Annotated in this window: 18 protein-coding genes; 6 read left to right on the top strand and 12 right to left on the bottom strand. The window is 43.3% G+C overall.

Annotated features, from left to right (window positions below):
- The first annotated feature begins 269 nt into the window (after positions 1–269).
- Positions 270–596: a hypothetical protein gene (locus A7985_RS06445; RefSeq protein ID WP_063374099.1), complete on the top strand. Its 327-nt coding sequence runs from the start codon at positions 270–272 to the stop codon at positions 594–596.
- A 281-nt stretch (positions 597–877) separates the two neighbouring features.
- Positions 878–2,539, top strand: coding sequence for a tannase/feruloyl esterase family alpha/beta hydrolase (locus A7985_RS06440; RefSeq protein WP_065789592.1), 1,662 nt, complete (start codon positions 878–880; stop codon positions 2,537–2,539).
- 40 nt (positions 2,540–2,579) lie between these two features.
- Here A7985_RS06440 and A7985_RS27070 read toward each other — a convergent pair whose 3' ends face one another.
- The 3 genes from A7985_RS27070 to A7985_RS06425 form a co-directional block, all read right to left on the bottom strand.
- Positions 2,580–4,811, bottom strand: coding sequence for a fibrinogen-like YCDxxxxGGGW domain-containing protein (locus tag A7985_RS27070; protein ID WP_141685273.1), 2,232 nt, complete (start codon positions 4,809–4,811; stop codon positions 2,580–2,582).
- 23 nt (positions 4,812–4,834) lie between these two features.
- Positions 4,835–5,215 (bottom strand): hypothetical protein, encoded by a 381-nt coding sequence (locus tag A7985_RS06430; protein ID WP_065789590.1) that lies wholly within the window; start codon positions 5,213–5,215, stop codon positions 4,835–4,837.
- Positions 5,216–5,312: 97 nt separating this feature from the next.
- On the bottom strand, positions 5,313–5,510 hold the full coding sequence (locus tag A7985_RS06425; RefSeq protein WP_065789589.1) for a DUF1289 domain-containing protein: 198 nt from the start codon (positions 5,508–5,510) through the stop codon (positions 5,313–5,315).
- A gap of 297 nt (positions 5,511–5,807) precedes the next feature.
- On the opposite strand from A7985_RS06425, the gene A7985_RS06420 reads away from it, so the two are divergent.
- Positions 5,808–7,247, top strand: a complete 1,440-nt coding sequence (locus A7985_RS06420) for an MATE family efflux transporter (RefSeq protein WP_065789588.1) — start codon at positions 5,808–5,810, stop codon at positions 7,245–7,247.
- Positions 7,248–7,322: 75 nt separating this feature from the next.
- On the top strand, positions 7,323–8,666 hold the full coding sequence (locus A7985_RS06415; protein ID WP_065789587.1) for a serine hydrolase domain-containing protein: 1,344 nt from the start codon (positions 7,323–7,325) through the stop codon (positions 8,664–8,666).
- A gap of 56 nt (positions 8,667–8,722) precedes the next feature.
- On the opposite strand, the gene A7985_RS06410 is transcribed toward A7985_RS06415, so the two are convergent.
- A complete protein-coding gene (locus tag A7985_RS06410) occupies positions 8,723–9,667 on the bottom strand; it encodes an endonuclease/exonuclease/phosphatase family protein (protein ID WP_065789586.1) in 945 nt (314 codons plus the stop codon).
- Between the two features lie 192 nt (positions 9,668–9,859).
- The gene (gene dld, locus A7985_RS06405) at positions 9,860–11,560 is read right to left on the bottom strand and encodes a D-lactate dehydrogenase (protein ID WP_065789585.1); all 1,701 of its coding nucleotides are present in this window, start codon (positions 11,558–11,560) and stop codon (positions 9,860–9,862) included.
- Positions 11,561–11,764: 204 nt separating this feature from the next.
- On the opposite strand from dld, the gene A7985_RS06400 reads away from it, so the two are divergent.
- Positions 11,765–12,151 (top strand): hypothetical protein, encoded by a 387-nt coding sequence (locus A7985_RS06400; protein WP_065789584.1) that lies wholly within the window; start codon positions 11,765–11,767, stop codon positions 12,149–12,151.
- 11 nt (positions 12,152–12,162) lie between these two features.
- Here the strand turns inward: A7985_RS06400 and A7985_RS06395 are convergent, their stop codons facing one another.
- From A7985_RS06395 to A7985_RS06375, 6 genes are all read right to left on the bottom strand, one after another.
- Positions 12,163–12,606, bottom strand: a complete 444-nt coding sequence (locus tag A7985_RS06395; RefSeq protein WP_065789583.1) for a GNAT family N-acetyltransferase — start codon at positions 12,604–12,606, stop codon at positions 12,163–12,165.
- A gap of 80 nt (positions 12,607–12,686) precedes the next feature.
- Positions 12,687–13,328 (bottom strand): NAD(P)H-binding protein, encoded by a 642-nt coding sequence (locus A7985_RS06390; protein ID WP_065790047.1) that lies wholly within the window; start codon positions 13,326–13,328, stop codon positions 12,687–12,689.
- Between the two features lie 123 nt (positions 13,329–13,451).
- Positions 13,452–13,937 (bottom strand): SixA phosphatase family protein, encoded by a 486-nt coding sequence (locus A7985_RS25730; protein WP_176716692.1) that lies wholly within the window; start codon positions 13,935–13,937, stop codon positions 13,452–13,454.
- A 77-nt stretch (positions 13,938–14,014) separates the two neighbouring features.
- A complete protein-coding gene (locus A7985_RS06385) occupies positions 14,015–14,917 on the bottom strand; it encodes an ABC transporter ATP-binding protein (RefSeq protein WP_065789582.1) in 903 nt (300 codons plus the stop codon).
- Complete coding sequence (locus A7985_RS06380; protein ID WP_065789581.1) at positions 14,914–15,723, bottom strand: ABC transporter permease subunit; 810 nt, start codon at positions 15,721–15,723, stop codon at positions 14,914–14,916. Before A7985_RS06380 ends, A7985_RS06385 begins: the two co-directional genes overlap by 4 nt.
- A gap of 126 nt (positions 15,724–15,849) precedes the next feature.
- Entirely contained in the window at positions 15,850–17,661 is a 1,812-nt protein-coding gene (locus A7985_RS06375) for a M2 family metallopeptidase (RefSeq protein ID WP_065789580.1), read from the bottom strand.
- A 225-nt stretch (positions 17,662–17,886) separates the two neighbouring features.
- On the opposite strand from A7985_RS06375, the gene A7985_RS06370 reads away from it, so the two are divergent.
- A complete protein-coding gene (locus tag A7985_RS06370; protein ID WP_065789579.1) occupies positions 17,887–20,154 on the top strand; it encodes an acyl-CoA dehydrogenase in 2,268 nt (755 codons plus the stop codon).
- An 8-nt stretch (positions 20,155–20,162) separates the two neighbouring features.
- Here the strand turns inward: A7985_RS06370 and A7985_RS06365 are convergent, their stop codons facing one another.
- Positions 20,163–20,600 (bottom strand): hypothetical protein, encoded by a 438-nt coding sequence (locus A7985_RS06365; RefSeq protein ID WP_065789578.1) that lies wholly within the window; start codon positions 20,598–20,600, stop codon positions 20,163–20,165.
- Between the last annotated feature and the right edge of the window lie 180 nt (positions 20,601–20,780).

Raw genomic sequence — 20,780 nt, 5'->3', positions numbered from 1 at the left:
GAAGGGGCGCATGTTTGTTGTGTGCCCATATTTTAGTCAGTTCCTTTTCACACCACCGTCTTTCATCTTCATTGCTTTTTATTGGATTGGCCTGAATCAATCAGTACACACTGAATTGTATACGTTGCTACCTAGCAACACAAAGTGCCCGCAAAAATCACTCTTTTAGAGTTAAAGTTCAACATGATAGTGACACAATTCACACCCAAAATGGAAACTGATTGATTACAAGGTAATCGACATTTCATAAAATAAAAGGAAATATAGCAATGAAAAAATTACTGTTAGGTGCTTTGTTGGCTTCTGGTTTCGCTTCACTTTCTGCTTCTGCAAATACTATTTTCACATGTGATGGGCTAGTTGACGACGTTAGATATAACGGTTATCAGTATGTCATTGAATTTAAGAATGTATACGGTGTTTATCAGGACTCAGCAAAAATCCAGCAAGACTACTTATTGGGCCAAGCACTGAAAGCTGAAAGCGATGGCCGTAAAGGCATTTACTACACATTGGTTGTTCAGTCAGACGAAGGCGATAGACGTTGTCGTGATAACGATGGCAGCCTAACTTTACTTGCGTTAGTAAAGAAATAAGTCTTTTGGTCAGTATTAGGCCCTAAGGGGCCTTATGATCAAAATTATATTATTAATTATCTATTTATCAATAGATTAAGTTTTAGAAAAACGCTATTTTCTGCTCGCCCTATGTGCACTCAGACCGAGCCATTAAATCTTCGTTGTCAATGAATTCATCCTAGGTTTACGTCTAAGTTTTCATTTAATTCACTTGAGTTTCTATGATGTATACAAGACAATTTATATGCAATCGATAATAGTTATCAATTGCATATAACCCTAGAAAGGAGCTTTATGGGATGTCTGTAAAATCTAATACGCTAAAACAAACAGCTGGTTTACTAACTTTTATAGGTGGTCTGACTGTTTCCCACACTGTGGTGGCAGCGACTGCCGAAATGCAAATAAGTCCGGAAGAGCGCGCTTGCATGGCTTTACGTTTTGATGACTTTGCAAAACTGGAAGATGGAGAAGCTGCAACCAATGTAATTGAATCACGTTTCGTCAAACGTTATGAAATGAACGAAACTGAGTCTCTGTGGGCCTATAAACACAGTAGGTTGATGGGGGCACCCATTCCTAAATCGCAAACGCATTTACCAGATCATTGCCTAGTGCGTGGGTATGTGACACCAACAATTCGTTTCGAACTGCGCTTGCCAGCCCGTGCGCAATGGAACCAAAAGTATTTACTCAATGCATGCATGGGGTTTTGTGGCGATGTCAGTTCTTACCCACCCATGGCGGGCATAGTAAGGCGTTATGCAACTATGAGTCATGATGGCGGACATACCGCTTATGGCTTTGATGGCAAATGGGCGAGAAATAATGAGCAGGGTAAAATTGACTTTGCTTATCGTGCCAACCATGTCGTCGCTGTGGCGGCTAAAGCAATTATAGAAAAGTACTATCATACTCAGCCTCAGTATTCATTTATTACCGGTTGCTCTAAAGGGGGCCACGCAGGTGTGATGGCTGCCAAACGGTATCCCAATGACTTTGATGGGGTAATAGCCCGAGGACCAACGATTAATTATACAAATGTGAATTTAATCAACTGTATGGATAACGCGCGTGCAATACTGGATGAGCGAGATGAGCCGGTTTTTGCCCCAAGCGACATGCCTAAAATCGCTAAAGCGGTTATGGCACGCTGCGATGCGTATGACGGTTTAAAAGATGGAGTGATTAGTGACCCGAGACTATGTGATTTTGACCCTCAAACTTTAGCCTGTGAGGCTGGGCAAGTACAAAATTGTTTTTCACAGCAACAGGTCGACGCTGCAAAAGCGCTCTATGAGCCTTCTCGAAATTCAAACGGAGAGGTCATTTATGGCGGTTTACCTTATGGATCAGAAGTAGAATGGATGGGATGGGTTGCCCCTCAATTGGCACAACTCAAACCATTTCACTATTATGCGGCAACAGAATATTTGAAATACATAGCTTATCCTGAAGCACTGCATGTGGATTATAATTGGCGAGACTTCTCCTATGAAGATGAGGCGGATAGGCTCGCTGAAATTAGCAAAATGATAGATGCTGACGACCCCGATTTACGTGCATTTAAAAATCGAGGTGGAAAAATGCTGGTATTACACGGCTGGGCGGATGCTGCGATCCCCGCCTATGCGACCATAGATTGGTATGAAAGAGTCGATGACTTCATGGCTAGCCACAAACAGGAAGTGCGTGATTTCAGCCGACTGTTTTTATTGCCCGGTGTGATACATTGCGGCGTAGATGGCCCCGGGAACGCTACATTTGACGCAATGAAGGCCTTGGAAGAGTGGGTGATTGGTGGGGTTGCCCCTGATAGCCTGCTCACTCAGAAGGAAAATGCTCAAGGTGAGGTGATCCGAGCGCAGCCAGTATTTCCTTACCCGATTCAGGCTGTGTATGATGGAAAAGGTGACCCTAATAAAGCTGCTAGTTTTAGACCCGGTGTTTTAAATCAATAGTGAGGTTGTAAAGAGCGGTGCTACTGCACCGCTTTTTAGGTTACTTGATGAAGTACTTCAATTCATCCTGTTCGGTATATGCGTAAATTGTATTGTATGGCCAAACTGAGAACGGCCTTTCTGGATTTCCGTTGAACACTGCGGCGCCCGCGATATGGTATTGGTAGTAACCGGTATTATCTGCCAGTTGCGCCATGGTGAAGGTACCCGAGTCAACGTAGTTACATGCAACACCGGTTGGTTCTGAACGGAATATATTTAATCCTTCCATGTGCGCTGTATTATTGAATGTCGCTGTGAGGTTTGCTGCTGTGGCGTCAAGCAGGCTTTGGCAACCGACACCTGTTGGGTTAGTGACATTATAAGCCGAGATCATAGATACCTTTTGGTTCTCATCGATAAACATGAGTCCCTCGGTCATTGTTGCTCTTAGGGCTTGCCAACGATCAGAAGCCAAAACACCATATTGGTCAACCTTTACCGGATCTTTCTCAATCTTCCTTTCAAGTCCATCGGCATGGTTGGCAAACAAAGTCCAGCCTCCCCCTAATGTGTCCATATCACAGTAAACGGTAAAAGGTGTGACGCCATCTGCGCCATCAGGGTCTATCTTGTAATACCCTGATGCGGCCCCCGAGTTTTTCTGCTGAATGTCTCGACAGTTTGTGCCTTGCGCAGTGTTAGGATCTAAGCCAAATTCATCGATGAAAAACCCGTAGTATTCCATTTCGTCAATTTGGGTTCGGCTTGAAGAGCCGTGAGTTGATTGCACTAACAGCCTAAAGTAGGAGCCTGCAGCTGGGCGTTGAAGTGTAACTAGCGCCTTTCCTTTTTCCATCGTTAAGTGTTCGTGGTCAACAAAGTTTATGCCATCATCCGATACTTGCAATATCGCCTCTTTAGGCGTTCTTGGGGCAAAATCAGCATCGTGCATTGCGACTTGGGTACTAAACGCGGTGATCACGGCCTTTTTGGCAAATGCAACTTGTAACCATTCATTGTTGTTGGCAGGCCCAAGCCAAATACCATGAGAGATATAATCACCCGCATCCAGATTTATTTTTCTATCAGGGGCTGTGTAATAAAGGTGCCCATCAAACGCGCCTGCTGGGGTAAAGCCCGAAACGGTGGCGCTTGCTGAATAGCTTGCAGGTTGTAAAGAGTTAGTGTAGACCAGAGCGATGTTTTTGTTAGGCCCAGTTTCTTGCCCAAAAACGGCTTTGCGTGATGCACTCGGGTCTAGCATATCACAATAATAATACACACCTTTCTCACCACCTGGGCCGTCTGCGTCAATCAAATAGATACCACTTTGTGCAGATGGGTTAGATGCGAGTACATTGGTACAGCTTGACCCATCGCTTGGGAACACTTCTTTGTTTAATACATTAAGCATGGCTAATAGCTCATCATACTTGGCCATAAGAATTCTATCTGCTGAATCAGCGTACCCCTTAGTGACTAAATGATTTGGCTGAATTGGGGTATTAGCAATAGCATTACCGATAACTTCTAAAGCCGCAGAGGGTGTAACAGTGCCAACACCAACACTGACATTGGTTGTAACTTTTCCAACTCCATCTTGCCAATGCGTGGTGCCCGGTAAGCCTTGAATACCCTGTGGTCCTTGAGGACCAATAGGCCCTCTATCACCCTGTGGCCCAATAGCGCCGGTGGCACCAGTCGCCCCCATTTCCCCTTGAAGGCCTTGCAAGCCAGGGATACCTTGAGGGCCTTGTGCACCCTGAACGCCGGCTTCACCTTGCAGACCTTTAAACTCATTCCACATGGTGCCATCGCAAACGAATACCTGTTTTTCTACACTGTTGTAGTACATCGAGCCCTCATGTGCTGTGTCACAAAGCACTGGTGAGCCAGACTGTGGCGCAAGGCGCAAAGCCCCATTCACTTGTGTATTGCCGTTTAATGTTTGGCTAAATGCACTAGGCAAACTCGTACTATCGGTAGGGTTGGTATTATTCAAATACTCAGATAGATTGGTTGCTAGGTCGCCATCTAAGTCTGCGTTTGCGTCACTTGGATCCGATGGATTTAAACCATGTAAAATTTCCCAAGCGTCAGGCATGCCGTCACCATCAGTATCAAGTGTTTTAGGCGCGACAACCACGGAGACATCATCAAAATCGATGATGCTTATTTGCGAGTCCGAGTTTATCAATTCGATGAAGATGGGTTGTGCAGAGTCAATCAAGGTTTGATGAGAGTTGTCTGGAGTGAATGTGACCGAAATCGCCTGCAATTCGCCCTGCACCAATTGCACACTTGGGGTTAAATCTATGAATTGGCCATTAACCCTAAAACCAATTTTAAATTGTAGGCATCGCTGTCATTTCGCCAACCCACTTTGGCAGAAATTGTATATGTGCTCTGCATATCAAGTGCTGTATGTAAACTTTGGCTCAGCTTGGCACCGGCATTTACAAATCCAATATTGTTAATAGTGTCATGTGAGAGATATTGAGATGAAGTAGGGTTAAATATACCCGCATCGTCGATGGAGGATACTTGCCAATGTGTAGATTCTGAACTTGTTTGTGCTTCTTGCAAGCTAGGTGCACTGAACTGGCCATCGCTCACTAATTCTTGGCTAAAAGCTTGAGTACTTGAGAGGCAAAGGGCCAAAGTTATACCGAGTGATAATTTAGACTTTTTCATTGATATCCTTAAGGGTTATTGAGTGTAGAGTAGGTTTTTTTAAAGATTGAGAGCGGGTAGAGCTATGAGTAAAGAGGTAAAGTTTTGGTATGCCCCTTTATTTCTGTTTGGTTTGTTTTCTGGACTCGCATTTAGCCAGAATATCTAACTTCTCTTGCGGACTTTTGCTGCCCCATCCAACGATTTCATCGATATGGCGAAGGCAACCCACACATATATCCTTATCGTCTAAGCAACAATTTCGAATACAAGGTGAGGCAACATTTACCTGTTTTTCGGTCGATTTTTGACCCATATGAATTACTTACTTTGCTACGTATCAGAGGTAATTATGACGGCTTTACGGGCTTCTTGAAAGTCGTTACTTTGGCTGAATTTTAAATAATGAATTTGTACATAAAATCAGCATATTTATCGCATTCACATTTGCTTACTAATTAAGTGTAATTTGTGGCTTATCTTGTTTACTCGGGGATTGGTCGAGTACATAAAATACCGATGGAACTCTTTTATAGAACACGGGTCTGTGCTTTATAGAACATGCTTGGAATAACAATAAAATGGTTTAACACCAAGGAGTAAACCACGCAATATGACAAGTACAAAATACCAAACTTCAGATGATGCCGTTTCTTCAAATGTAACATGCCAAAAGCAACGTGCACGAGCAGTGCGTAAACGCTGGATTTTAACTGGGTCCACAAGCGCGGTGTTAGGTCAGCTCACCGCGCCCATGCTATTTGCAATTATGGCTTTATTTGGCGCTGACTTAATTGAGCTTTATTTTGCATCTCGCTTGGGGGTGGAACAGCTAACGGCCATGAGTTTCACACTGCCGATACAAGCTACCTTATTCGCGTTTGCAATTGGGTTGGGAATTGTGGTTGCAACTCGATTGACTCAAGCGCGTAAGGTAGAAGAACTCGCTGCGGTAAGCTTGATTTTTACAGCGATTGTTGGTGCTTTATTAGCTTTAATTCTCTGGTTGAATTTGCTACCAATACTGAATCTATTGGGGTTTGACGAAACTTCTGTGCAACAGATGAAGGTCTGGCCGACATTAAAAACATATATGCAGTATCGTTTGAGCGCAGTGGTGCTGTTTTTCATCATTATGGTGGTTTTTGGTGTGTTACGCGCATTTGGCAATATGCGTGCAGCTGCTTGGCTGCTTGTCACGTTTTCTGTTGCTCAAACTTCTATCAGTGCTTTGCTGTTTTCTCCCGTTGCACATAGTGTGTCGCTCAATGGGCTAGAAAAGTTAGGTATTGCTCACCTAATAGCTGCGTGTATCGGTTGTGTTTATGCCCTGTATTTACTCATCGTCAAAGAAAATATTTCAGTAAAAGTAAATTTACTGTCACAACAAAGTCGCCAAGCGTTCCGCTGTTTGATTCGTTTGCTGCTGCCGGTAGTTGCAATGCAATTACTTACCCCTATCGCCCAGTCATTGTTAATGGGGATCGTGTCTACCCAAGGTAGTGATGCCGTAGCTGCATACGGGGTAGTGATGCGATTGGAGCCAATTGCCTTGCTGTTGCCAATGGTTTTAACGACTTCACTTCCTATATTTGTTGGTCAAAACTGGGAGGCAAAGAAAGCACTGAGAGTAAGAAGAGGGATGAAACTGGCTGTCGTTGCATGTGTTGCGTGGCAGCTTGTTATTGCTACGTTGCTATTCTTAGGGGCAGATATGCTCAGCGTTGGTTTTTGTAAACAATCAGAGGTGAAAAATGCGATAAACTTTGCGGTTTCAGTGTTGCCTATCTCATACATTGCGCTTGCTGCGGTGATGCTCTATATCAGTTGTTGTAATGCGATAGGTCGCAGTGGAGTGGCGCTTAATTTCAGTATTGTGAGACTCTTTGTACTCTCTGTACCAAGTGCATATATCGGTGCCGCGGTGGCTGGCTTTCATGGGATCGTTTGGGGCTTGACCTTATCTAACTTTATATTAGGTGCGTGCTTAGTGCTGTATAGCGCGAAGAAAAACGAAACACTATCAGTGCAGAAAAAGGCTGTGCTGAGCTAGTTTTCGAGATAGGTTTTCTTGTATTTATTGTTTAGTTATTCGTCATAAAATTCGACAATAACAAAAGGAATAAATATGAAAAACACAGTATTGGCATTGAGTTGTATTGCATCTACTTTAACACTGAGTGGCTGTAATACAGACCCTAATGTCTTGTTAGGATACAGCGCAAACCAATTATGTTCTCGGCATTTTATATCAGATGAGCCTATAGACTTTATAAAGCAACGGGTCATACCGGAGGCACTGGGTGCATTGCCCAGTACTTACAGTCTCGATATTGATCCCACCAAAAAGCATATTTCGATAACCGCTGAAGTCGATGGTCAGGATCTCTCCCGCACCTCGGTATTTAGACAGGGCCTTGGATGTACCTTACTCCATGAGTTGACGCCTTCACAATTGCATGCTCAAACGCAAGACTTACGATTACCAAAAGAGCAACCGAGTACACCATTGCAAAAAGCCATTCGTCATGACGTTTCTTTAGATAAGTTTTTTGCCAAAAATCACCTCGACTATACGTGGAGTGACAATACATTTGCCGTTGCCGTAATGCACCAAGGAAAGCTTGTCGCTGAGCAGTATGACGCCCATCACTCAGGCAATACCCGAATGTTGAGCTGGTCGATGGCAAAGACTTTGACGGGGTTACTGACTGGGGTTTTGGAGCGACAAGGGAAGTTGACGTTAGACCAGCAAGTTAGCTTTGGCGAACATTCAATGTCTGTTAAAAACTTACTTAATATGAGTTCAGGTGTGAAATGGGCGGAAACACCAGACATACACGGTTATGAGGACCTTGCTCCTATGTGGTATCACACGGGAGATTCAGTAAACTATGTATCAAAACTCCCTACAGACTACACACCAGGGACTAAGTTTGAGTATGCAACAGGCACAACTCAGTTACTGAGTGATGTCGTAAAAGAGGCCGCTGGTGGTGATATTCAATCATTGAATGATTTATATCAGTCCCATCTGTTTGCGCCTCTTGGGATAAACAACGCAATAGCTGAGTTTGATGAGGCTGGAAACCTGCGTGGTGGCGCGAGAATGTTCTTGAGTGTTCATGACTGGTTAAAAGTAGGGCAGCTGTTCATTCAACAAGGTAAGTGGAATGGCAAACAAATCGTCTCTCAAGAATGGATAAATGAGGTGATGATGGGAGCGGGTGTGGTTGATCATTATGGCGGTCAATTATGGTTAAATGACCTTGGCATTTGGTTACCATCTTTGCCACAAGACACGGTGTCATTACGAGGTCATCGTGGTCAATATGTTGTTATTATTCCTTCAAAGCAGCTGGTCGTTGCTCGATTTGGCGCTTATGGCTCGATCGTAAATCAGAGCATTGGGCTGGCAAACAAACGCTTGTTTAAAGCGGTTGTAGATGTGATTAAACAGTTGGAAAAGTAAGATTTGATGGCACCTAGCTTTACAAAATAGAGTGTATGGCTAGGTGCTACTTGCGCTTATTTTAAGTCAATACTGAGTGCGCAGTGGTCGCTCAGCATTTTCTTTGGTTCCATGTTATCAAAGTAGTGGAATTGAGCACTATTTTGTACATAGTCTGATTTTAAGGTTTTAGAAACTAAGACATGGTCAATGGGAGCTGGATAGTATGGGTGGCAGCCCGTCAGCATTAAGTTTGCATTAAATAATGTTGATTTTGTCACGTCGTTAGGCGCTTTATCAGCCAAACCATTCGGATGGTTAAGGTCACGGCTGAAGCGGTTATATGGTGCTGAAAGCCTATGGTTAAAATCACCGAGCACAATAAATGGTGCCTTGGCGTTACTTTTGTCTTCAACCCACTTGTCTAACAATGGGACTTGTTTTGCTAAGAGCTTACACGAATCTTTGTCTGAGCGGCGATAATCATCCACGAAACAGCCACTCTTTAGATGTACATTGAGCAGGCTCAGTGTTTCGCCATGATAATTAAGCTGAACTTCAAGTGCACTTCTCAAGCCCATCTTTAAATCTGAAAACTGTTTATGCTGTACAACTTTTTCAACAGGCAGGTTTTTCTTAACGGCAAAGGCCACTTTTTGCTGAGTGGAAGTTAAACCATTGCCACGACACGTATAGCTAGGGCTATCAGCACGGTTAGAAATAATTAGTTGCCACTTTTGTGGATCTAATACGGTTTCAAGCGCTTTCACTGAACCAACTTCTTGAAATGCAATTACATCTGCATTTAGTGATTTGGCGTAAGATTGTAACTCGGCTAGCTCCTTTTCAGTTCTTGGTCTACAGCCTGCGGTATTATCAGCCGCTAAATGTTCAATATTCCAAGTGACAACGCGCAAATTACTTTTAGTTTGTGTGTGCTCGTTACTTGGATTTGTGGCATTACAGGCAGAGGTAAGCAGAGCGCAAAGTGCGACAGCACTTGCTTTGAAAGGATAGTTCATAGGTATTACAACACTTGAATATTTTTAATAGTGTTATAGTGTATCAAAAATGTTTCAAATAGATTATATAAAAATTTTTATTTGTCGCGAATAATTGGGGTTTTAACTCGAAAATGGCACCAACAGCCAACTGTGTCTTATCACTCAGTAAACCATGAGCGATAAGACACAATAAAGCAATTAATCAGCGGGTTAGTGCCAATGCTTGCATTTACTTGTTTTACCAATACCTGGGTTAAATGAGTTGGTAGGGTCTAATTCTTTATAAAACGATTTAAGCGCATCTTTTGCAAAATATTCATGTCCAACATTATGTTCTGCAGGGTATTCAGCACCGCGTTCGTCAAACGTTTTAAGAATTTTGCTCTTCACTGCTTTAGCATCAACACCAGGCTTCATGATGTAGTTTTGATGCATCACGTGGCAAAATAGGTGACCGTAATAAAGTTTAACGGCTATTTGGTTATCAATTTCTGGCGGAAGTTGTTCAAACCAATCTTGCTCGTTACGAGGGAAAGCCACATCAATGGTCATGATTGCCCCCATTTCTTTGCTATTCATGGTTTGCATGCGGCCGATAGCGCCACCAGCTACAAAACGGTGTAAAATTGCCTTCTCACCTTCGTCTTCAGTACATTCGAAATAGCTGCCGTCATGGCTTTTGAAAAATTCGTCAAAATAGGTTTTAGCTTCAGCTACACCTGCATTGCTCATTTCAACAATCCAGTGGTGTTCATAGTGATCTCTGTATTCCTCCATGCGCTTTGGCAGGTGGTTTGGCCACAAACAGCTTAAATACTGCATGATGCGATCGGAAAACTTATTGGGTAAAAACTTAAAGTTTTCAGCGATACGATCGACAGTTCGCTTCATCGCGAACATTTTCGGAATGTATTTTGAGCCCAGCTTATCGATCACAAGGAAAGTATCTTTACCGTATTTTTTAGAGGCGTCATAGCAATCTCTATGTAGGTACTCGCCTGATACAGGTAAGTTTTCGAACTTTGATAAAATATCCCGTCTAATTTTAGCTAGAACAGCCGGATCATTGGTGCCAACATAAAAGACTTGATGCTTCTCAGGCACAGGGTAGGTGTCAATTCGTACGGCAAATACCGCTAATTTACCGGCACAGCCCGAAGATTCATACAGTCTGCGGCCATCATTATTGAAGCGAGAAGGGGTATCGGCATCGACGTCGCGTACACGTTCGTGATACTCATCGTCAGACGCTCTGAGCTCAGGAAAGTGCACGTCAGCATCGGTGTAGTTTTTGTTTTGTAGATTGGTCAGGATCTCTTTCGGCGAGTCACCTAGATTGATACCGAGATTATTGACCAAAGACAAATTGCCTTGCTCGTCTATTTGCGCAAATAAAGACATCTCTGTGTACGCAGGCCCACGTTGAACCAGTGCGCCACCTGAGTTATTGCAAATGCCCCCAACGATTGAAGCGCCAATACAGGATGAACCGATCACAGAATGAGGCTCACGACCATGTGGCGCAAGTGTATCCTCAAGGCCGAATAACGTGCTGCCAGCTAGGCCAACAATTTGCTTAGCATTATCAATTAGCTGAATATCATCAATGCGCATGGTACTGATGATCACAATCGGGCGGTCATAGTCTTTACCATCAGGTGTTGAACCACCAGTTAAACCAGTATTAGCTGCCTGCATGATGACGATAACATCCGCAGCAACGCATGCTTCAAGCGCCTGCCATATTTCGAACAGGGTAGCAGGTCTAATGACCGCGAGTGCCTCTCCCGAGCCAAATCTAAACCCTTTTGTATAGGGTTGTTTTTTGGTTTCGTCAGTAAGTACAAAGCTATTTCCAACGATAGATTTTAACTCTTGAATAAGGGTATTTTTTGAGGCGTTACTGGTCATGCTACTCTCTAAATGAATGTTAGTATTGGCATTACTGATGGGTTTGGGTACTAGTATACCGTAAGCAACAGTTGGAGTGAATCGAATGATTTACATGATAAATAGTATTTTATTCGGTACAAGTTAACTTAGATGAATAGATTTAAAGGCAACTTTATCTATTTGCTCTAAGCTTGAATCAGTCACAAGGAGCGAGTAAAACGTATGAAAGGCAAACCCATTACTTCAATTTGTTTCTATCTCATTGCATTGAGCTTTGTGCCCTTGGTGGCGTGCGGCGGCAATCAAAATGAGCAGCATATCTCAGAGCAACCAGCGAATAAGCTTGATGATTCACAGGTAAGTAGTCTGATGCTCAATGCGTCAAAATACGTTGTCGGAGCGTGTGTAGAGTCTGGCTATCCCACTTTAAAGGACTCTCAAGCCTACTCACAGCAAGAGTTTAATGCATGTTTAAGAAATCAAACCCACCGATTCAATGCAGATACTTTGGCATCTGATACCAAACTCAATTGGCGTATTAAGGTCAAAGGAAGGGAAGTTCAGTGTACATGTGCGGGTTACGTTAAAGATTTTAGCCCCGCGAAATAGCGGGGAAAGTGCTAGCTCAAGCGCTTTGTCATTGTGCTAGCTTTAACAGGTATACCATGATAGTTTGCGGTAAATTCCTTTTCGAAGCGAAAACCGTTCTTAACATACAAGTTTATCGCCGTCGAGTTTGAGTTGGCAACATTCAGACTGATAGTGCGCTGTCCCACGCTTTGTAGTTTTTCAAGAAGGGTTTGTCCCACACCGCAACCTCGGTAGTTCGGGTGGACAAATAAAGCACGAATTTCATTCTTGAAAATTGCCCCAAAACCCATGACTTTGCCATGTTCGCAGATGTAAACGTCTGACTCTTCTAGTTCGGTTAGTCGCTGAGTATCGTGTTCTAGTGGAACGAGCATAAAATCTTGTGATTCATTTTGAAGCTCATCGAGCTTGGATTTAGCGTAGATGTCGAAAATTACGGGCCAATCGTGGTTAGTCAGTGCTCTTATTTTCATTGTATTATGTGTTTCTGCTTAGGTTACTTAGCACTTTGGATGCGCGAGGGTGAATCAGCGCTTATGCCCCTAGGTAGAGGCTAAAAAAGCTCGTCTAATTTAAAGGTCTTTTTACCATAGGTTTGTGATTGACTGATCTTGACCATTTTTATAGCGACCTGTTCTCCAAAAATTGGTCTGAACTTATGTAGGCCTGGTATTTTGCACACAATTGGGAGAATGCAGGCTCCAAGGGTTTCTGCGAGGCGGAAATGATCGCGCTTACCCAATAGCAGTGAGGGTTGAACAATGCAGATCTTAGCAAAACCGAGTTTGCTGATTTCATCTTCGAGCTGCCCTTTCATTTTCAAATATGGGTTGCGACTTTGCGCATTTGCGCCGCTTGAAGATACTAGAAAATAGTGTGGAACTTTATTGCGAGCTGCAATTTGAGCAGCTTGAAGTTGGTAGTCAAAATCCACTGTACGTTGCATTGAAATAGAACCCGCCTGCTTTTTAGTGGTACCTAAACAAGAAAATAGCAGGTCGCCTTTAAATACATCGCTATAATCGGTGAGTTGGTCAAAGCAAACCTGTGCACTGACGACTTTTTTATTGCCAAAATCAATGGGTCTACGCGTAATCGCAATGATCTTTTCGATGTCATCGCATTGTATGAGCTGGGCAATTACATGTTTTCCAATGAGCCCTGTAGCCCCCAAGACAATCGCCGTTTTCATAATCAATGACCTTCTCTGTGTAATTCATACAATGCGTATCTACCTGATGTTTAGAGCTTATGTTGTTGGTAATACACCATTGCGATAATACAGATGCAAGGTATATAAATAAAGTTCGCTGTAAACTTACCTTATAAACAGATGGTCTTGATATTGGCAGTTGGTTGCACTTAATTGGCCCCAACAATCAGAAGTGCTCTGAATGACAACATAACCAGCAGTACTGATATTTTCAAAATTTGTCGCGCAGAGATGGTTTGTTAGCAGTGTTAAAGCCGGGTTGTGAGCGACAACACAAATGTCTGTGCAGTCATGGGCTCGTTCATCGAAGCTTTGAATAGCCAAGAGGAGTTCATGCTCACAAAATGTATACAGAGGAGAGTATATATTGAGCGGACTTTGTGGTGTGCAAGTTCGGTGAATGATTTTGGCTGTGTCCAGAGCGCGTTTTGCTGGGCTACTAAAAAACACCGTGTCGGGCAGCGAATGGAGTCTCTGCGCAAGCTGTGAAGCACGTTTTACCCCCTTGTTCTTGAGAGGCCTTTCTAGGTCGCTAAGGGAAGGGTCTTTCCAGCTAGACTTTGCATGGCGGATCAAACGTAAGGTTCTCAATGAAGGTACTCCGCTTGTGGGTAGGGAAGAAAAATGTACCTCTGAGTGGCAGAGGTACTTGCTTGTTAATTCAATACTTAATCAACAAATAGTTGGTTTTCCAAGGTTCTTCCATTGACTATTTGCTTATATGTCCATTGATTATTATGTATTAAAGTCAGTAGTGACAAATCTAGTGGTTCAGCGTGCTTTGTATATTCAATCACCAGTTCGTCAGACTGAGTTTGCTTAACATTTGTCACCCCTTGCAATTGAGCAATTTGAGCCTGCATTTGCTCATTGAGGTTAAGCATTTGCAAAGTGATATAGCTCCCTTGCTGTGTTTGGTGTAAATCACTTTGATGACTACTTAACTGCCCTTGTTCTAAATATAAAACAGTGTCGCAAAGACGTTCTAACTCACTGAGGTCGTGCGAACTCAAGATAAATGTGATTTGACCTTTGAGTGATGCAATGAGGTTTCTAATCGCTTTTGCGTTTTTGGGGTCTAAGCCAGCTGTCGCTTCATCGAGCAGCACGATTTCCGGGCTACCTAATAAGGCCTGTGCAATGCATACTCGTTTACGCATGCCATGGGATAACTCTGATGTTTTGGATTGTGCCACCTGTAACAAGTCGACGAGCTCTAAGACTCGCTCGGTATCTGCTAAAGCTGACTTTTTGTCCATGCCTTGTAATTGGGCATAAAAGCTGAGTTGCTTGGCCACTGAAAACTTAGGGTCTAGCTGCGCATCTTGTGGTAGCGCACTTAATTTGTTGTACAAGGCTGGGCTGCGAGGATTATGCCCGAGGATATCAACTTTACCCTGATCAGGTTTGAGGTAACCACAAATGATGCTGAAAAGTGTGGTTTTACCTGCGCCATTAGGCCCAACCAGAGCAACAGTGTTCCCTTTTTCAATGGTGAAGTTGACATCAGATAACGCTTGTTTTGCGCCAAATGACTTTGACAGTGCGCTGACTTCTATTACTGTGCTCATAGGTCACGCTCCCTTAGAATGAATTGAGCGGCACCAAGTAGCGCAGCAGCTTGCAAGATTGGCAAGAATAGAGAGAAGTTAGCGTTGCTTTGCCAGCCTGTTATATCACTAATATGATGTCCTGGGATAAGGTAATTAAGCCACGCAAATATGGGGTACTCATCACCAATGTAAGTGATTGATGAGGCGATAATGGTAAAAAACAAAATCGCGAACACAATGCTCATTCGTGCTGAATTTGTCACCAGATTTAGTAAACTCATCAGTGCGATAAACGGCAAACACGTCACCAATAACTTAACCCATATTGCAGCTGATTTGACTAGACCTGAAGCGACTAAGTCGGTCTCTCGCATGCCCATCATCACTAATGTAGCGACACTCACTAAGCCAATTAAAGCGGCTAAGATCATCACTTGACCTAAAAAACGCCCAAGTAACAATTCAAAACGCGTACTTCTTAGTGTTAAGAAGCGAACCGTCCCTCTATTTCTGTCTTCAACCGTTTGATCTGCGGTAACAAACAAAGCAAACATGGGAAAGGTAAACAATGCGATAACCCAGAATATGGCGAGTTCCGCTTCAGGCCAAGTTACCAAACTATTGAGTCCAATTGTGCCAGCAAGCTGACTAACAAGGCCTTCGAATTCTGGACTATTCAGAAAAGGCACCGCGTTATAAATCGGGTAGCGCAGCACCATAAACCATACTAACGAAAATGCTGTCACGGCTAGCCAGCCTCTTTTCGTGGCAAATAAGCGTGTAAGTTCAAACTGACTATACAGCCAAGTACGATGAAAGTTCATATGTTCTCCTCTTGATATCAATACATTAGCTATATTTTTAAAGAGGAGGAAGAAAAAAATTGTTGCAAGATATGGCGAGTGAAAGAGATAGCGCAACAATTGTTGCGCTATCTGAAAGAAAAGCGGTTACCAGCCACACTGACGATTTTTATTTTGCTCGTCTAGGTATGCTTGTAAAGGTGCGAAGTAGTCAAGGATTGCTGTTGCATCCATTTGCTTGCTACCTGTAACGGTTTCAAGCGCTTCTTGCCAAGGGCGGCTACTTCCCATTTCAAGCATGGTGTTCAATCGCTCACCAGCTTCTTTAGAGTTGTAAACTGAACAACGGTGGATAGCTTCTTTGCTGCCAGCGATTTCACATAGAGACTTGTGGAACTCAAACTGAAGAATGTGCGCTAAGAAGTAACGAGTATAAGGAACGTTTCCTGGAACATGGTATTTTGCACCTGGGTCGAAGTCAGTTTCTGTGCGCGCTACAGGTGCCTTAACACCTTGATATTTCTCACGCAGTTCCCACCACGCCTGGTTGTACTGCTCGGGGCTTATTTCACCTGAGTAAACCTTCCAACGCCACTGGTCTACTAGTAAACCAAATGGAATGAACGCAACTTTATCCATCGCCATTTTCATGAGCAAGCCAATGTCTTTTGACTCATCAGGTACTTGATCTAATAAACCAATTTCTTTTAGGTATCCTGGTGTTACCGAAAGGGCGATAGTGTCACCAATCGCTTCATGGAATCCATCATTCGCACTTTCTTGATAATAAATAGGCAGTTTATTGTAAGCACGCTGATAGAAATTGTGGCCTAGCTCATGGTGAATAACTGAAAATTCTTCACCTGTTTGCTGAATACACATTTTGATACGTAAATCATCTTTATTGTCCAAGTTCCAAGCAGAAGCATGACACTGAACATCGCGATCTTTTGGTTTCAAAAACAATGAACGAGTCCAGAACGTTTCTGGTAGAGGCTCAAAGCCCATAGAAGTAAAGAACTTTTCTGCGCCTTTGGTCATCTTAATCGCATCGTAGTCGTTCTGCTTAAGTAACTCAGTCAAGTCATAGCCTGGATCAGCATTTTCAGGTGCAACTAAATCATAGATGTTACCCCATGACTGTGCCCACATGTTGCCAAGTAAATGTGCTGGAATTGGCTGATCCTGAGGCACTTTATCTTCACCATATTTTTCACCAAGCTTTGCGCGTACGTGGCAGTGAAGAGAGTTATACAAAGGTTTTACTTGACCCCAAATGCGGTCTAGTTCTTTTGCAAAGTCATCCGCTGGCATATCATATTTACTGCGCCACATCGCACCCGTGTCAGCGTAGCCAAGCTCATTGGCACCTTCATTTGCAAGAGATACTAAGTCCGTATAAAGAGGACGCATTGGCTTTGATACATCACGCCAGCCCTGCCAGATATCTAATAGCTCTTCGTAATCACGACTTGTAGCCATTTTGGCAGTCATATCGCCTAAGCTTAAGCATTTACCTTCTTTACAGTATTTCCCTTTACCATAAAGGCCATCTAGATCCGCAGAAAGTTTAGCCAATTCAGCTGTTTTAGCAGGGTCTTTTGGTGCTGGAAGTGTAAGGTTTAATTTTAACTTATCTAACTTACGGCGGTTATCATAGCTCAGTTCTAGGCTATCAAATTTTGCAGCTTCATTCGCTAGCGCAACAAGCGCTGCTGTGTATTCTTCGCCAACTTCAGCAGAGAGTGCAGCTGTATCTTCTGTGATAAAGTTTGCGTATATCCAAGCTGCACGACTACTTCTGACTGATAGGTCTCGAAGCTGCTCTTCAGCTTGTACTAGGAATGCTTCAGCGTCTTTTTCTGTTAGTTTTTCACTTGTTGTCGAGTTACAGCCACTCAGAGAGAGTGCCCCAGCTACGAAGATCGCGCTTAGGCTGAGTTTAAATTTTGCTGACATAATTATTCACTTTTTGTTATAGAGAAAAGCGATGATAACAGCCTATTAGCGTCCCCTCAATCGTCAACAGTACGCATCAAGCTAAATTAGGCACCTGTAAAATCAAACAATACCCATTTCTTAATGGCAATGTGCTCGAATTGTTGCCCACAATGCTTTGTCATGGTTGAGTAAGTATGTTTTTCATCCATACTTACTTTAACTTTAGGAAGGAGACAGACTCTCATGTGGTTAGTTTTATTAATAATTATAGCTGTTTGGGTTGTTTTTGGCGTTAAGGATATACGAGTGAAATGGATATCTTTACCACTGTTCAATTATTTTAAACGTGCTTTACCCGAGCTTTCTGATACAGAAAAAGAGGCCATGAAGGCGGGTGATACATGGTGGGATGCAAGCCTATTCAGCGGTAAACCCGACTGGAAAATGTGGTTGCACTCGGGGAAACCTAGGTTATCCGATGAAGAGCAAGCGTTTGTAAACAACGAATTGAAGTCGCTGATGTCCATGCTTGATGAGTCAAAAATAACTGAGCAAGGTGATTTGCCTGAATCTGTATGGAAGTACTTAAAAGAGCAGGGGTTCTTTGCAATGATTATCCCTAAGAGTCATGGGGGAAGAGAGTTCAGTGCACAGGCAAACTCGGTGATCGTATCAACAATAGCGACTCGCAGTTTGTCAACAGCGGTAACGGTTATGGTACCAAATAGTTTAGGCCCCGCAGAACTATTACTTCACTTTGGCACACACGAACAACAGCAGCACTGGCTACCAAAGCTTGCAACTGGCGAAGTGCTACCTTGCTTTGCATTGACTTCATTGCACGCAGGTTCCGATGCAGGTGGTATCACCGACTATGCTACGGTTTGCAAACAAGATTTCGAGGGAAAAGAAACCATAGGATTGAGTGTGACATGGTCAAAGCGCTATATCACCTTGGCTCCTGTTGCAGATGTACTTGGATTGGCATTCAAAGTTTACGACCCAGATCATTTGTTAGGAGAGCAAGTTGAGCTAGGTATAACCTGCGCCTTGATACCGACAGCCCATGAAGGTGTGATTAAAGGCGAAAGACATGACCCTATGGGGCTGGCATTTATGAATGGCACAACAGAGGGGAAGGATGTTTTTATACCTTTAGATTGGGTCATTGGTGGACAGGATGGCGTTGGAATTGGGTGGCGCATGTTAGTCTCTTGTTTGAGTGCTGGGCGCGGCATTTCGTTACCTGCTTTGAGCGCAGGTACGGCGCAATTATGCAGTCGAGCGACTTCCGCGTATAGCCAGCTTCGCTATCAATTTAAGCAGCCCATAGGCCAATTTGAAGGCGTGCAAAGTACCTTAGCGCGTATATGCGGACTAACTTATAGCATTGAGGCAGGACGTGAAAATACTGCTTTGGCGGTCGATTTAAATAAGAAACCATCGGTTATCACTGCCATTGCTAAATACCATTTAACTGAACAGGCACGTGTTGTCATAAATGATGCAATGGATGTGCATGGGGGCAAAGCGATTCAAAAAGGCCCTTTAAACTATTTGGCCAATCATTATGCGGGTATGCCAATCAGTATTACGGTTGAGGGAGCGAATATACTGACCAGAAATTTAATGATATTTGGTCAGGGCGCAAGCCGTTGCCATCCGTTTATTCTAAAAGAAATGGATGCCGTGCAAATTGAAGATAAAGAGCAGGGGCTGAAAGAGTTTGATAAGTTACTTCTGTCTCATCTTATTCATTCAGGAACAAATAGCTTAAAAGCGCTGTTTAATGGCCTGACCGCGGCGCGCTTTGTCAGTTCACCAGTTGGAGGCGATGTAGCGCGCTATTATCAAATACTGACCTGGTACAGCCAAGTGTTGGCAGTGATGAGTGATATTGCAATGTTGCGCTTGGGTGGGGCACTTAAATATCGTGAAATGCAGTCAGCCCGATTAGGCGACATGCTCAGCCATTTATACTTGGCTTCTTGCGTATTGAAAAAATATGAAGATGATGGTCATCAATGCGGAGACTTACCCCTCGTTCGCGTGGCCATGGCCTACCACTTGACTAGTTATAGTCATGCTGCGAAAACATTCATCGAAAATTTCTTGCCAAGGGGACTAAGAAGCTTAACGAAGAGAGTGATCTTCCCTCTCGGTACTAGGGCGTTCAGTGCATCAGATGATGAGGTCAAATCCTTGTGCGCGAGTGTTGTTGAAAACAGCAATACGCGCAATCGTATCAGTGCGTTCTGCGACTGTACAGGTATGAGGGGGTTAGAAAAGCTCGAAGAAGCACTGTCTGTTTCTAAGCATGCAAAAGCGCCTTATCATGACTTTTTGCGTTGGCAGAGGAAGCAATCGGAAACAATTTACGACAGGACAATTCCTCAGCAATTGAGAGAGGCTTGTGAGTCAGGCGCACTTTCTGAAGGGGATAAAGAGATACTTGAAAAATGGTTAAAGCTCAGAGACGAAGCGCTTAGTGTAGACTCACAAAGCGCTTGAGAGGGCAGTTAGCGTGCATAGGGGTCAGGGTTTATTTTGTCGACGTACCAATCACCCTTGCGTTTTACCATCTGTACGCTACGCATATCGTCAACTTGGTCGCCATGTAACTGACCGGTAAAAATGAGATTCACCTTGGCTTTTTTACCATATTGTTCGCGCAAGCTTTTGTTGGTCATGTCCAGTTCTATGGTGACATGATCAAATTGCATATTCACGAGGTTTCTAGTGAATTGTGATGGGGTGCCGTAAGAGCGCATTATTCTAGCAAGTCTGGGTGTGGACAGCTTCAACGCGGCTTTCATATCTTTGCGGTTGTAGAGCGCATCAAAATACATTGTAGCGGCATAGCCTGGGGTGTCTTTATCACCTCGACCAGCTTCTTCGTTGCCACAACCAGCTAAAAACAGTGTTGTTAGAGCGAAAATCAAACAGAGATATTTCATTTTAAAAAAGAGTTTTGAATCACTGTATCTAGTGTGTCTTTATTCAGTTCATTTGTAAAGTTAACTAGTTAAAATAACCTAACTGCTTATTTTATATTAATATAAACAGCTGATGTTTATAAAAGTCAGGAATTAGTAAAAGTAGGGCACAAATCGATGTTAGATCATGCGACAAAGCTA

The organism is Pseudoalteromonas luteoviolacea, from assembly GCF_001696455.1.
In the GTDB taxonomy this organism is placed as follows: domain Bacteria; phylum Pseudomonadota; class Gammaproteobacteria; order Enterobacterales; family Alteromonadaceae; genus Pseudoalteromonas; species Pseudoalteromonas luteoviolacea_C.
The sequence above is the reverse complement of the archived record's forward strand: the minus strand, read 5'-3'. Positions and strand labels throughout refer to the sequence as shown.

Bases quoted from the DNA above. Each gene is read 5' to 3' on its own strand.
- A7985_RS06400 (WP_065789584.1), top strand. From the start codon at position 11,765: ATGAAAGGCAAACCCATTACTTCAATTTGTTTCTATCTCATTGCATTG.
- A7985_RS06365 (WP_065789578.1), bottom strand. From the start codon at position 20,600: ATGAAATATCTCTGTTTGATTTTCGCTCTAACAACACTGTTTTTAGCT.
- A7985_RS06380 (WP_065789581.1), bottom strand. From the start codon at position 15,723: ATGAACTTTCATCGTACTTGGCTGTATAGTCAGTTTGAACTTACACGC.
- A7985_RS06375 (WP_065789580.1), bottom strand. From the start codon at position 17,661: ATGTCAGCAAAATTTAAACTCAGCCTAAGCGCGATCTTCGTAGCTGGG.
- A7985_RS06410 (WP_065789586.1), bottom strand. From the start codon at position 9,667: ATGAACTATCCTTTCAAAGCAAGTGCTGTCGCACTTTGCGCTCTGCTT.
- A7985_RS06385 (WP_065789582.1), bottom strand. From the start codon at position 14,917: ATGAGCACAGTAATAGAAGTCAGCGCACTGTCAAAGTCATTTGGCGCA.
- A7985_RS06415 (WP_065789587.1), top strand. From the start codon at position 7,323: ATGAAAAACACAGTATTGGCATTGAGTTGTATTGCATCTACTTTAACA.
- dld (WP_065789585.1), bottom strand. From the start codon at position 11,560: ATGACCAGTAACGCCTCAAAAAATACCCTTATTCAAGAGTTAAAATCT.
- A7985_RS06425 (WP_065789589.1), bottom strand. From the start codon at position 5,510: ATGGGTCAAAAATCGACCGAAAAACAGGTAAATGTTGCCTCACCTTGT.
- A7985_RS06370 (WP_065789579.1), top strand. From the start codon at position 17,887: ATGTGGTTAGTTTTATTAATAATTATAGCTGTTTGGGTTGTTTTTGGC.
- A7985_RS06440 (WP_065789592.1), top strand. From the start codon at position 878: ATGTCTGTAAAATCTAATACGCTAAAACAAACAGCTGGTTTACTAACT.
- A7985_RS06420 (WP_065789588.1), top strand. From the start codon at position 5,808: ATGACAAGTACAAAATACCAAACTTCAGATGATGCCGTTTCTTCAAAT.
- A7985_RS06430 (WP_065789590.1), bottom strand. From the start codon at position 5,215: ATGAAAAAGTCTAAATTATCACTCGGTATAACTTTGGCCCTTTGCCTC.
- A7985_RS06445 (WP_063374099.1), top strand. From the start codon at position 270: ATGAAAAAATTACTGTTAGGTGCTTTGTTGGCTTCTGGTTTCGCTTCA.
- A7985_RS06395 (WP_065789583.1), bottom strand. From the start codon at position 12,606: ATGAAAATAAGAGCACTGACTAACCACGATTGGCCCGTAATTTTCGAC.